At 52.4% G+C, this 11,661-nt stretch carries 18 protein-coding genes and 4 tRNA genes; 2 read left to right on the forward strand and 20 right to left on the reverse strand.

Going from position 1 to position 11,661, the window contains the following annotated elements; all coding sequences use genetic code 11:
* Nucleotides 1-290 precede the first annotated feature (290 nt).
* Nucleotides 291-1,052: a metallophosphatase family protein gene (locus tag MVK46_RS04190; RefSeq protein ID WP_297535398.1), complete on the forward strand. Its 762-nt coding sequence runs from the start codon at nucleotides 291-293 to the stop codon at nucleotides 1,050-1,052.
* A 6-nt stretch (nucleotides 1,053-1,058) separates the two neighbouring features.
* Here the strand turns inward: MVK46_RS04190 and MVK46_RS04195 are convergent, their stop codons facing one another.
* Nucleotides 1,059-1,358: an FUN14 domain-containing protein gene (locus tag MVK46_RS04195; protein WP_297535399.1), complete on the reverse strand. Its 300-nt coding sequence runs from the start codon at nucleotides 1,356-1,358 to the stop codon at nucleotides 1,059-1,061.
* A 107-nt stretch (nucleotides 1,359-1,465) separates the two neighbouring features.
* Between MVK46_RS04195 and MVK46_RS04200 the strand changes: the two genes are divergently transcribed.
* Nucleotides 1,466-1,795, forward strand: a complete 330-nt coding sequence (locus MVK46_RS04200) for a PadR family transcriptional regulator (RefSeq protein WP_297535400.1) — start codon at nucleotides 1,466-1,468, stop codon at nucleotides 1,793-1,795.
* Here the strand turns inward: MVK46_RS04200 and MVK46_RS04205 are convergent, their stop codons facing one another.
* From MVK46_RS04205 to MVK46_RS04295, 19 genes are all read right to left on the reverse strand, one after another.
* Nucleotides 1,796-1,951, reverse strand: coding sequence for a 50S ribosomal protein L40e (locus tag MVK46_RS04205; protein WP_014122450.1), 156 nt, complete (start codon nucleotides 1,949-1,951; stop codon nucleotides 1,796-1,798).
* Between the two features lie 59 nt (nucleotides 1,952-2,010).
* Nucleotides 2,011-2,098 (reverse strand) — tRNA-Leu (locus tag MVK46_RS04210).
* 39 nt (nucleotides 2,099-2,137) lie between these two features.
* Complete coding sequence (gene rpsB, locus MVK46_RS04215) at nucleotides 2,138-2,746, reverse strand: 30S ribosomal protein S2 (protein ID WP_297535401.1); 609 nt, start codon at nucleotides 2,744-2,746, stop codon at nucleotides 2,138-2,140.
* A gap of 13 nt (nucleotides 2,747-2,759) precedes the next feature.
* Nucleotides 2,760-3,785 (reverse strand): hypothetical protein, encoded by a 1,026-nt coding sequence (locus MVK46_RS04220; protein ID WP_297535402.1) that lies wholly within the window; start codon nucleotides 3,783-3,785, stop codon nucleotides 2,760-2,762.
* A 6-nt stretch (nucleotides 3,786-3,791) separates the two neighbouring features.
* Nucleotides 3,792-3,965, reverse strand: a complete 174-nt coding sequence (locus tag MVK46_RS04225) for a DNA-directed RNA polymerase subunit K (RefSeq protein WP_297535403.1) — start codon at nucleotides 3,963-3,965, stop codon at nucleotides 3,792-3,794.
* Between the two features lie 48 nt (nucleotides 3,966-4,013).
* Nucleotides 4,014-4,091 (reverse strand) — tRNA-Pro (locus MVK46_RS04230).
* A 17-nt stretch (nucleotides 4,092-4,108) separates the two neighbouring features.
* Nucleotides 4,109-4,306 (reverse strand): DNA-directed RNA polymerase subunit N, encoded by a 198-nt coding sequence (locus MVK46_RS04235; RefSeq protein WP_011250450.1) that lies wholly within the window; start codon nucleotides 4,304-4,306, stop codon nucleotides 4,109-4,111.
* A 32-nt stretch (nucleotides 4,307-4,338) separates the two neighbouring features.
* Nucleotides 4,339-4,746: a 30S ribosomal protein S9 gene (locus MVK46_RS04240; RefSeq protein ID WP_297535404.1), complete on the reverse strand. Its 408-nt coding sequence runs from the start codon at nucleotides 4,744-4,746 to the stop codon at nucleotides 4,339-4,341.
* A gap of 10 nt (nucleotides 4,747-4,756) precedes the next feature.
* Nucleotides 4,757-5,185 (reverse strand): 50S ribosomal protein L13, encoded by a 429-nt coding sequence (gene rplM / locus MVK46_RS04245; RefSeq protein ID WP_297535405.1) that lies wholly within the window; start codon nucleotides 5,183-5,185, stop codon nucleotides 4,757-4,759.
* 6 nt (nucleotides 5,186-5,191) lie between these two features.
* Nucleotides 5,192-5,557 carry a 50S ribosomal protein L18e gene (locus MVK46_RS04250; protein ID WP_297535412.1) on the reverse strand — a complete coding sequence of 122 codons (366 nt, stop codon included), beginning with the start codon at nucleotides 5,555-5,557 and terminating at the stop codon, nucleotides 5,192-5,194.
* Nucleotides 5,558-5,618: 61 nt separating this feature from the next.
* Nucleotides 5,619-5,706 (reverse strand) — tRNA-Leu (locus tag MVK46_RS04255).
* A gap of 1 nt (nucleotide 5,707) precedes the next feature.
* Nucleotides 5,708-6,493 carry a DNA-directed RNA polymerase subunit D gene (locus tag MVK46_RS04260; protein ID WP_297535406.1) on the reverse strand — a complete coding sequence of 262 codons (786 nt, stop codon included), beginning with the start codon at nucleotides 6,491-6,493 and terminating at the stop codon, nucleotides 5,708-5,710.
* A gap of 29 nt (nucleotides 6,494-6,522) precedes the next feature.
* Entirely contained in the window at nucleotides 6,523-6,939 is a 417-nt protein-coding gene (locus MVK46_RS04265; RefSeq protein WP_297535407.1) for a 30S ribosomal protein S11, read from the reverse strand.
* Nucleotides 6,936-7,478, reverse strand: a complete 543-nt coding sequence (locus tag MVK46_RS04270) for a 30S ribosomal protein S4 (RefSeq protein ID WP_297535408.1) — start codon at nucleotides 7,476-7,478, stop codon at nucleotides 6,936-6,938. Before MVK46_RS04270 ends, MVK46_RS04265 begins: the two co-directional genes overlap by 4 nt.
* A 10-nt stretch (nucleotides 7,479-7,488) precedes the next feature.
* Complete coding sequence (locus MVK46_RS04275; RefSeq protein WP_297535409.1) at nucleotides 7,489-7,938, reverse strand: 30S ribosomal protein S13; 450 nt, start codon at nucleotides 7,936-7,938, stop codon at nucleotides 7,489-7,491.
* Between the two features lie 42 nt (nucleotides 7,939-7,980).
* A tRNA-Ser gene (locus MVK46_RS04280) sits at nucleotides 7,981-8,067 on the reverse strand.
* On the reverse strand, nucleotides 8,053-8,640 hold the full coding sequence (locus MVK46_RS04285) for a class I SAM-dependent methyltransferase (RefSeq protein WP_297535413.1): 588 nt from the start codon (nucleotides 8,638-8,640) through the stop codon (nucleotides 8,053-8,055). The genes MVK46_RS04280 and MVK46_RS04285 overlap by 15 nt, the downstream gene beginning before the upstream one ends.
* Before the next feature lie 86 nt (nucleotides 8,641-8,726).
* Complete coding sequence (locus MVK46_RS04290) at nucleotides 8,727-9,689, reverse strand: potassium transporter Kef (protein ID WP_297535410.1); 963 nt, start codon at nucleotides 9,687-9,689, stop codon at nucleotides 8,727-8,729.
* Nucleotides 9,690-10,736: 1,047 nt separating this feature from the next.
* Nucleotides 10,737-11,661, reverse strand: a 925-nt coding sequence (locus MVK46_RS04295; RefSeq protein ID WP_297535411.1) for an RNA-guided pseudouridylation complex pseudouridine synthase subunit Cbf5, incomplete at its 5' end; no start/stop codon positions are given.

Here is an 11,661-nt window from a genome sequence, read left to right on the forward strand (position 1 = left end):
AGTAGGTTGAAACTAATACCCAAGGCATCTTTGAAGTTAAACTCGTTTAAAATCGCGCCTTAATTAGTGCACAACTGACTTTCCGTCCCGTTGGTGAGAAAGGGCTCTTTGGTCAAGCTTTCCTAAAGCTTGCTCGCCTGCGCGAAGTTTGACAAGCTACCAAGAAAAGAAAGGACGCTCCCCTTCTGATGTCTTAAACCCACTCCAACTCCCAGACTCCAAGATGTCCCGAAACGTTTAAATACTCCCGATTTTTAGTTTCTTTAGGTAAGAAAAAAGGAGGTGGTATCATGGTGTACGTGGCTGTTCTGGCAAACATAAACGGAAACCTTCCGGCCTTGGCTAAAGCCCTCGAAAAGATTGAGACTCTTAAGGAAGAGGGCTACGAGATTGAGAAGTACTACGTCCTTGGAAACGTGGTAGGTCTCTTCCCGTATCCAAGAGAGGTTCTCGATACGCTCGACGACCTCATCAGGAACAACGTCGTCAAGGTCATCCGCGGTGAGTTCGACCAAGTTATAGCGGCCAGCGACCCGCATGCTGAGGGACCGGACTACATTGACAGGCTCAACTATCCGGACTACATCAAGAAGGCCCTGAAGTACACCTGGGAGAAGCTCGGCCATGAGGGTAGGGAGTTCATAAGGGACCTGCCGATTTACCTCGTGGACAAGATTGGAAAGAACGACATCTTCGGTGTCTACGGAAGTCCGCTTAATCCGTTTGAGGGACAAGTTCTCCCCGACCAGCCGACGAGCTACTACGAGGCCATAATGAGGCCGGTCAAGGATTACGAGATACTCTTCGTGGCGTCGCCGAAGTACCCGGTCAACGCGATGACGAGGTACGGAAGGGTCATCTGCCCAGGGAGCATAGGTTACCCACCGAGCAAAAACCACAAGGCAACCTTCGCACTGGTTGACGTTGACACCCTTCACGCCAAGTTCATTGAAGTTGACTACGAAAAGGAAAAGAGACTCATCGAGGAGAAAATCAAGAGGGAAGGCCTTCCAGAGGAGCTTGTAAAGATACTGTACAGAGGAAAGGTTTAATGTTTTTCATCCTTTTCTGAATCCCAGATAGAAGCCCGCAACGAAGGCGCTAGTTCCGGGGAGGATTCCAAGAACCTTCTGTCCAAGTCCTACAACCTGCTGGCTCAGGTTTCCGGTTAGGTTGAATAGCTTCTCTGTGTTTATTGTTATAACTCCCTTCTCCTGAAGGTAAAACAGGCTCAAAACGTATGCACCAATTATTGCTATTGCGATTTTGAGCAACTTCTTTAGGGCGTAACCGGTTATAAAGCCAACCAAGGCACCAACACCCATATCACTGAACATAGTCCCCGTGTTGAACTCCATTTTATCACCCTACCCTATTATCTCCCGTCCTCATAAAACCTTTTTGGCCAAAACGCTTAAATTACACGCTTCCAAAATATTTACAAGGCGTAAAACAGGTGAAGGGCATGACAACTCCCATCGAAAGGTTAAGGAACAAGGTCACGAAGGAGGTTCTATGGCTTTACATCCTAAGACTGTTGGAAGAGAGGCCAATGTACGCTTATGAGCTCAAAGAGCATATTAGAAAGACGTTCAATTTTGAACCTGCCACCGTTAGCTCGTACGTTGTTCTATACAAGCTTGAAAAAGACGGCTACGTTACCGCCGAGTGGCAGGAGAGCGAAACGGGGAAACCGGCCAGAAAGTACTACAAGCTCACACCAAAGGGTGAGGAACTGCTAAAAGAAGGAATAGAGTTTCTTGAAGAAACTTTGAAAAAGTTGAAGGGAACCTAATCAGCGCCCTCCGCCACGCGGTTCCCTAGCTTTGGGGCGAAGTCCCTTGTAACCACACTTTCTGCACTTCTTTGCGCCCCAGGGATTGGTGGCGCCGCAACGCATGCAGATAAGCTTCCTGAAGATTCTTGCTTCAGCCTCGGGGAATCTCGCCATCTCAACCACCTCAGATGACCCTGAGCCAGGTTTCCTTCAACAGCGAACTTTTAAACCTTTGGTGCGGGGGACGGGATTTGAACCCGCGAAGCCCTGCGGCACCGGATCTTAAGTCCGGCCCCTTTGGCCAGGCTCGGGCACCCCCGCGCGAGGGGAAGTAGAGCGGAAAAGTTAAAAATTTTCCCCTCACGTCCTCACAATCTTCATCTCAAAGTCCTCGACTGGAATCTTGAAGTCTTCCCTGCTCTCGATTTCCTTCCTGTTGTAGAGTATTTCCCTCGCGAGTATCCAGTAGATGAGCGCGAGGGCCTTTCTACCCTTGTTATTGGTGGGAATCGCGAGGTCAACGTAGCTCAGGAAGTTCTCTGTATCCACGAGGGCAACTATCGGTATTCCAATCTCAACTGCTTCTTTCATGGCCTGGTGGTCGGCCCTTGGGTCGGTGACAATGATGACGTCCGGCTCGAAGAAGTTCTTAACCTGCGGGTTGGTCAAAGTTCCCGGAAGGAAACGGCCCGGAATGGCTTTGGCACCGGTGACCTCGCCGAACTTCTTGACGGGCTTCTGACCGTAGAGCCTGACGCTGACGGCTAGAACGCTCTCGGGCTCGAACCTAGCGAGGAACTTCCCGGCTACCTTGAGCCTTTCATCGGTCTTCCTGACGTCGAGGACGTAGAGGCCGTCCTGCCTGACGCGGTAGATAAACTTCTTCATGTCCTGGGTCTTCTGCTGGGTGCCGATGTGGACACCCGCTGCCAGATACTGGTCGAGTGGAACAAGATACTCCTCTTCCATTTCTCACACCCCCTCATCCTTCAAAAGTTATTATCCTGCCCCTTTCACCTAAGTCCTCCGCAATTCTAATCAGCTCGTTGAGTTTGGCGATGGCGTCAGAGTGGAGCACCATCGCCGGACAGCGGAAGCCCACCGCGAGGTGGGCGAGGGCCTCATCGGAGGACTCATAGCGAGCCTCCGCGAGGATTGGAATGATTCTCTCCGACTTGGCGTCGTTTATGAGGTTGTACAAGTCGGTGAGCGTGCCAAGATTTATGGGTTTTATGGAGAGCGCGTTGTAGTAGCGCCTGTCGAGTATGTCCTTCTCACGGAAGAGGTACTCACCGTCAATGAAGACCCCGTGAGTTCCGGCTATGAGCTCAAGGAAGAGCTCCTCACCACCAATGGGCTTTATGTAGGCGACGTTGTTGTCCTCAACCGTCGAGAGGACGGTTTCAATGTCGAGTTCCTTCTTCTGGACGAGTCCCAGGGCAACCTCAAGGCCGAGCTCGTCAGTGGCCTTTTCGGTGGCCTTCGAGTAGGCCTCAACGGTGTTGCCTTTAACCTTCTCAAGAACGCTGTTGAGGGCATCAACAACGTCGGTAATCTCCATCAAATCGCGAACCATGACGTAGTAGTCGAACTCCCCACCGCGACCGAGTTCCAGGATTGGAACGGGTAGCTCGGTTGTGAAGGTCCCCCCGAGGTAGCTGTAGAAGGGGAGGTTCTTCTCGCTGGCGGCTGCCTTTGCGGTAGCTATCGAAACGGCCAGCGCGGTGTTAGCTCCAATGTGGCCGAAGTTCTCGGTTCCGTCTATCTCCCAGAGGTAGCTGTCTATGAGTTCCTGCTCCGTGGCATCAAAGCCTATAAGTTCGGGTCCTATAATCTCATCAACTTCACTCACGGCCCTGTGGGCCTCGGCTATGTAGAGGCTCGGGTTCTCATCTATTGGCGAGGCAAACCTTCCAAAACCAGAGCTCGTTATAACGTCTACCTCAACGGAGTACTTCCCACCCCTAAGCACTGCAACCCTGCCCACTACGTTCTCAATTACCGTCATCGCTCATCAGCTCGGTCTGATTACTGTAAGCGGGATTATCCCCTTTTCAAACTCCATGATTGCGGCTTGGAGAGGGGTGATTCCCTCAGGAACCTCAATCAGCACTGGTGCTCCCATCGCTATCTGGAGGGCTCTTGCTCCAATTATACGGGCCTTCTCAAAGCGGGTATACCTGAACACCCTTATTCCCCCCTGCTTCACACCTTCTAGAGGCACGTCTTTAAATTTTGGTGGGGCCGCCGGGATTTGAACCCGGGTCTCCGGCACCCCAAGCCGGGAGGATAGACCAAGCTACCCCACGGCCCCGCCCAGAATTGCGGTTTTTAGTAGACTTTATAAACCATTACCTGGTCGATGAGCTCCACGTGGCTGAGGAGCGTTCTCCTGCAGCAGTACCTCTCGACGCCGAGGTCGTCGAGGACTTTACCAGGGTCTTCCCCGGCCTCAACCCTCTTCTTAAACTCGTAGTACTTATCAGCCAGCACCTTTCCGCAGGTGAAGCACCTGACGGGGACTATCATTTCCAACACCTCAAATTTTTAAAGGGAAGGCATCAACGGTAGGACTTCTGCCTTTTCGCTCTTGGACCCTTTGTAGAGCGGTTGGGCTTGTGAGGCTCGGTTCTCCTGCTGTCGCCAACGAGCATGGTTCTGTCGTACTTCATAAACTTTTCCTTGAGGTTCATGTCATTGGTCCACTCCACAAGCGCGCGGGCTATGGCGACGCGGGCGGCCTCGGCCTGCCCCATAAAACCGCCGCCCTCGACTATAACGTCAATATCGACATTGCTGACAATCTCTTCTCCAGCCAAGATGAGCGGTTCCATTATGGTGAAGCGCGCTATCTCGGGCTCGATTATCTCGACGGGTTTGTGGTTGATTCTCACCCTTCCCTTTCCTTCCCTTATGGTGGCCCTCGCTATAGCGGTTTTCCTCTTTCCAGCGGTCTGGATGACCCTCATCTTTCTCACCTCAGAACTTTCCACCGAGGAACTCGGCCACTTCACCAACAGTAACGTACTTCGGCGTGGCAAGCCTCGACATATGGGCATCGCTTATAGTCTCAAGCTCCTTGCCCTCGAACTCCTTGGGAACGCCGACGTAGACCTTGAGCCTTCTGAAGGCCTTCCTTCCGCGGTCGGTCTTCCAAGGGAGCATGCCCCTGATGGTTCTCCTGACTATCTCGTCGCTCCTCTTCGGGTAGAAGGGACCCCTCCTCGGGTTGGTCCTAGTTCTGAGCTCGGTTCTCTGCTTGTATTTAGCGAAAATGTCCTCGCGGTTTCCTGTGATGATGGCCTTCTCGGCGTTGACGATAACGACCTCTTCGCCCTCGAGGAGCATCTTCGCCACTTTCGAGGCGAGTCTTCCGAGTATAAGTCCTTCAGCGTTAATAATCCTCATGGCCCATCACTCCATTATGATTACTCCACTACCCTTCGGATTTCTCTCCATAAGCTCCTCGATGGTCATGACCTCGCCACCAGCCTCAAGGATTTTCTTCTTAGCGGTTTCGCTGAACTTCCATGCAGCAACGGTGACCTTGTGCTCAAGCTTTCCAGCTCCGAGAACGCTACCCGGAACGATGACGGTATCGCCCTCCTTGGTGTAGCGGTTTATCTTGCTGACGTTGACTTCAGCCCTCTGCCTCCTCGGCCTCTCAAGGCGCCAAGCGATGTCCTTCCAAATCTTAACTCCCTCTTCGTTCGACTTCTTTCTGAGTGCCCGAATGAGCCTTCTCAGGTTGATGTCGGTGGGACCGGTTCTCTTGACCATGAACATACCTCCTCAACGCTCTCGCAGGGAAACCGACAGGTGGACGGGGTAAGCGTGAATCTGGTGCGGGGGCGGGGATTTGAACCCCGGAACCCCTACGGGACGGGACCCTGAATCCCGCGCCTTTGGCCAGGCTCGGCTACCCCCGCGTCAGTCGGACGCTAATTTATGGAGTTCGTTTATAAATCTATCGCTCTTTCTCATTAGTATCTTGAGCGCTATGCTCACGATTTCCTCAACGGGGAGTTCTCCGTTCGTTTCCACTGTAAAGACGAACGCCCCGGGTATTATCTCCTCCCGTATTTTGTCGCCCTCATATTCCTCGAACTTCCTCGGCAGGTAGAAGGCCTTGGTTGTGGTTATGACTATCTCGTCCTTCTTCTCCTCAACGGGTAAACCGCGCCTTTCGGCAAGCTCTTTGAGTTCCTTCCAATCGGGAACGTCCTTGCTTACGTGGATTTTCGTCAAGTATTTGTAGTAAACGAAGCCAGGTTGCCACTTTGCATGGTCCTTCCCGCGACCGAGCTTGGCGTAGGCGTTGAGGGTGAGCTTCTGTCCCTCGGCGAGCTTGACTATCGGAATGTTCGGATTGGCGGGCTTTACCCCCTCATCACTGCTCTTCAAATCACCGGAGTAAACCATGCCCGGTCCTTCTGCCTCTAGTGAAAGGGTAACCGTGTAGTCGTCGAGTTCAAGTGCGTCGAGCGAGAACCTCTCAACGGGGGTCGTGAGCGGAATCATAGCCAGTCTGTGGGCGATTATCTCGTCAAATAAAGCCGAATCGTTCTCGAAGAACTCGACCTCGTCAACGGCAAAGGTCGGAACTTCCGCCAGAATAGTTCTCCTGAGGGCGTTGGCAAAGGCGACGTCTATGCCGCTAACGATGAACTTTATCGAGTCCTCCTTTTTTTCAAGAATCTCAAACTTCGGTTCCATTGGCACCACCAAAAAAGAGGTTGTAAAGGTCAGACGCGCCTTCCGCGCCTGCCGCCCTTGGGCCTAGTTCCGTCGTGCGGTATCGGTGTAACGTCCTCAACGCGGCCTATCTTAAGACCTGCCCTCGCAAGTGCTCTGATTGCGGCCTGTGCACCGGGTCCAGGGGTCTTGCTCTTGCTTCCTCCGGGGGCGCGAACCTTGATGTGAACCCCCACAAAGCCCTTCTCCATAGCCTCCTCGGCGGCCCTCTTGGCGGCAATCATGGCCGCGTAGGGGGAAGGCTCGTCCCTGTCGGCCTTGACGACCATACCACCGCTCCATCTGGAGACGGTCTCGGCCCCGGTGAGGTCGGTGATGTGAATGATGGTGTTGTTGTAGGAGGAGTATATGTGGGCAACACCCCACTTCTCTTTCTTTTTGATGTTCACCTGTCCCTCCTCGGTCATGCCTCACCACCCTGCTTTGCCTGTTCAATAACCATCCTCTCGGGGTGCGACTCCTTGGCGAAGGGCGAGTTCTTGGCGTAGGTTATTGCGTCCTCTTCCTCGCGGAGAACGAGGTAGCCGGGTGAGCGGATTATCTGGCCGTTGACCTCAATGTGACCGTGGACTATGAGCTGCCTGGCCTGCTTGATGGTCCTGGCGAGTCCCTTCTTGTAGACGATGGTCTGAAGCCTTCTCTCAAGGACGTCCTCAACGGTGAGCGAGAGAACGTCATCGAGCACTGCATCGGCCGGGAGAAGGCCGAGCCTGTAAAGCCTCTGGAGGAGTTGCTGCCTCTCAATTTCCGCCTGCTTGCCACTCGCTGCGAGAAGCCTTCTTGCCCTACGCCTGAACTCCTTGAGCTGGGTCTCGTGGCGCCAGAGCTCCTTCTTGTTCTTAAGGGCATACTTCCTCTTCAGAACCCTCTCGCGGTCGAGCCTCTCCTTAATCCAGGGGTGAGGGGGAGTCTCGTACTTCTTCCTCTGCCTCTTCGGGTCTCCCATCTACACCACCTCACTTCTTCTTTCTGCTAACACCAACCGTCTGACCGTGTCTGAAGTTTGACCTCGTTCTCTGACCGCGGACGGGCAGTCCAAGCTCGTGCCTTATGCCGCGGTAAGCCCTGATGCGCCTGAGCCTGTTGATGTCTTCACGCCAGGCCATAACGAGCTTGGCCGTGATAAGGTGGAGGTCCTTACCGGTCTCGTAGTCCTTGGGCCTGTTGACCGCCCAGACAGGGATTCCGTGGGCAACGGGGTCCTCAAGGATTTTCTCTATAAGCTTGACCTGCTCGTCGGTGAGGTGGCCCGTCTTCATGAACGGGTCCAGCCCCGCAACCCTGCAGACCATCGTCGCGAAGTTTATCCCTATTCCTTTAATCCCTGTCAGTGCCCATCTCAGCTGTTTGTGTCCATCCAAATCAACGCCCGCAACGCGGACTATGTGCCTGAAGTTCTCGGTCATTACGAATACACCTCCCATCCCTCTTGGGAATCAAAGGGATTTTGGCGCCGGGACGGGGATTTGAACCCCGGCGGGCAAACGCCCACGGGCTCTCAAGGCCCGCGCCTTCCCAGGCTAGGCAATCCCGGCGTACACGCGGTAACCGCTCCCCTTCGCGAGCTCTCTCACTTCGGTGAAGGTCTCCTCCATGAGGGCCTTAATATACTTTGCCCCCTGCTTCGTCTTAATCACCAGTTGCAGGAGGCCACCATCGTTGAGATGCCGGGGAGCGTTTATAACTATTTCCCTCAGGACTTCCTTTCCCGCGTGCACGGGGGGATTGGTGATGATTGAGTCGAATTTTTCGCCCTTAACGGGCTCGTAGAGGCTTCCCCACCTGACCTCGGCGTTTCTAACGCCGTTGATTTTTAAGTTTTTCCTCGCTATGCTGACCGCGCGTTTGTTCACGTCGGTCATGACGACGTAGTCAACGAAGCGCGATGCGACTATCCCGATTGCCCCGTAGCCGCAACCCAGGTCAAGAACGCGCCAGTTTCTCTCGAGAACCATGTTCTCTATGAGCAACTCCGTTCCCCTGTCAAGCTTTCCGAAGGAGAAAACACCGCTGGCAGTTATGAACTTGAAGCAGTGGCCCCTAAGGCAGACCTCTATGGTTTTTGTCTTCAGCGGAACGTTCGGCTCCTCGGAGTAGTAGTGGCCCATGTGCGGTGCTTCGTTGAGGGGTTTATAAAGATGCACGCGGACTCATGTCCCGGTTAGTAGTTTCTCCAGCGCTATTGCTCATCGATTCACACACCATGAGTTTTCAACCTTAACCACCCGATTAGCGTCCCGAAGGGGAGGAAAATCGCCGTGAACAGATAAAGTAGCCTAAACATCGTTAACAGGGATTCCCTGATGAAAGATGCGTTATAATTTCCAGTGACCACAATCAAAACTACAATCACTCCAAACAGATAAAAGATTGCATAAAACAGACCACCGGCCCCGCTTTCGGCGTATCTCCTATCCAACAGTCCCGTTTCCACGAGCTTCCTTGTTATCTCGTAGTCTTTCTCCAAGGCAACCGCAAAAACTATCCCCACCAACCCGCTGATGATTACGTTATCAACTACAAACAGGTACAGCCCTGAAGTAATGGCAACAAAATTCACAACGGTCCGGATTTTGAGTATCCTGTCTGATATCACGTATTTGTATGCCATCATTGAATAATACCAGCCGGCCGCAACAAAAACATAAAGAGCCATTGAAACACTCTTTTCCAAGCTAACACCGGAGAAGTATGAAATCATGAATAGGAGAATTGACGCCGAAAGCTCCCTCAGAAAGTTCTGCCGGGAGTAAGTGATTTTCTCAGGCGTCTTATTCTTGCTATAAAACACCGAGACGAGGAACATCAGGGAGGAGCCTATTGCAAAGAGAGCTCCGAGCACCTTGACGAGGGAAACGAACGAAGTTCCCGGTTTTGCAAAGACCAGATACATAAGCCCGAATAAGAGCACACTGAACCCAAACGAGCCCAGGAAAAAGATGAGATACCTTAAGCCCTTGGATTTTAAGAGCCCAGACTTTCTCCATTTATCCGGTTCCTTCCGAAGAACATGGGCCAGAGTATAGAGAAGCGACAAGATAACCACGAAAGGGAGGCTTTTTTCCAATGAATGCGAAAGGAAGTAGTGAAACATAACTGCCAGAAAAACCGTCCCGAGAAGAAAGTTTAGGAGGAGACGAGGGTCCTTCCAGCTCATATACACGCCACCTTGCTACGATACGCTAAAACGTTTAATAAAGGTTCAGGAGGACTTGCACGATAAGAGAATCAATCTTCTCGCCTTCAAAATGACCCATTGAAAAGAAAAATAATTCAAAAAACTTTGCTTGGCAAAGTTTTCTGGGGGTGTGGGGGCGTTAGCCCCCCGGCAACCTTTGCTTGAGCAAAGCTTGACCAAAATAGTTTAACTGTCCAGAAGGGCAGAGGGAAAGTTGCATGCGTTATTAAAAAGTCGAATGGATTCAGGTTTACTCTCATGATAGCGTGTGGAGGGAAGTTTTTAGTTTTAAACAGCGCCCGGAGGGCGCTAACGGGAGGAAAACACGCTTAAAACCGGTAAGTTTGGAAGTAAACCCACTGAGAACAACCTGTTCAAAAGGCATGCTAACTTTGATGAAACTTTGCGAAGGCAAAGTTTCCCAACGTGGGGCGAAGCCCCACTCTGGGGGTTTGAGAGTACAGGAAGCTTTTGGAAAAAGCTTCACCAAAAGTTAGTAGCTCACTACCAAAACCCATTCTAGGGATTTTGTTCACAAAATTGCATAATGCTTAAAGGGGAAGAATCCAAATGGCCCCCCTCAAAAAGAGTTTACTCTCTTCCGACGCCCGAAGGGCGTCAATTTAAATTTAAACCCACACTAAAGGCATTCAATATAACCCCACCCAAAAAGAGTCATGTTGATTGAGAAAATCCTCAAAAAATGAACTTTAGAAAGGAGCTACTAACCTTGATGAAACTTCGCGCAGGCTAACAAACTTTGCAAAGCAAAGTTTGACCAAAGAGTGCCCTTCTTACTCATAGGCGAAAGGTCAATCGTGCACTAACAAAAGAACAAGCTGAGATGGGGTTAAATCAAACTAAAGCCCTTTGAGATAGTTTCGACTTCAATATCGGCGCCCATCGGGCGCCTTCAAAGAGAGAAACACCCGTTACCCCGAGATACACAGAAAACCCCAATAAAAAATCAGCAAAATTCTAAAAAGGCACTAAATCTTCCGCCGGCGCTTGCGTCAGCAAGGGCCGCTACCACAGCTTCGGATACCAGTCCCTCGGCATGAAGACCTTGTCAACGTCAACAGCTATGCCCTTGCTCCGCTGGAGCATCTCACCGCTCGTCATCGTGGCCTTTCCGAGTGCCACCAGCTCGTCCTTGAGGGTCATTATCGCAACGAGGTCACCCTTCTTTATGCCCTTGTGGAGCTTGACTATTCCCGGAACGGCCAGGTCCGCGCCGTGCGTTACGGCAGAAACGGCCGAATCCCTTATCCACACCTTGGGCAGATGTTCAACCGCCTTCTCCATCGGCTGTATCGCCTTCCTGAAGTACTCCTCAATGCCGTCCTCCTTCCAGAAGTGGTAGTAGTCCACCAAGTCGTGGAGCGTCACGAGCGTCTCGTCCTCCTTGAAGGGACCGCTTCTCGTCCTTCTCAGCTCGGCCATGTGAGCTCCAACGCCCAAAGCCAGGCCTATGTGGTGAATCAGCGAACGTATGTACGTTCCCGCCTCGACACCAACGCGGAAGAGCACGTCCCTGCCGTCTATCTCGAGCACGTCGATGTAGTAAACCTTCCTCGTCCTCAGGCGCCTCTTTACGGCACTCCTCAGCGGTGGCCTCTGGATTATCTCGCCCTGGAACTCCTTCATAACCGCGAGGATTTTGTCCTCGGGAACGTCACCGTGAAGGTGCATCAGAGCCACGTACTCCTTACCGGCAGGGAGGAGCGCCTGAACGACCCTCGTGGCCCTCTCAAGGGCAACCGGTAAAACGCCGCTGACCTTGGGGTCGAGGGTTCCGCCGTGGCCGGCCTTGCTCAGGTTGAAGAGCTTCTTAATCCACGCGACAACTTCGTGGCTCGTCGGCCCCGGTGGCTTGTCAAGGTTGATTATGCCGAACTGCATGTGCATCTCCATCGGCCTCTTCTCCGGCGGAAAGCCCCACTTCGGGTTC

This window comes from Thermococcus sp. (genome assembly GCF_027066465.1).
In the GTDB taxonomy this organism is placed as follows: Archaea; Methanobacteriota_B; Thermococci; order Thermococcales; family Thermococcaceae; genus Thermococcus.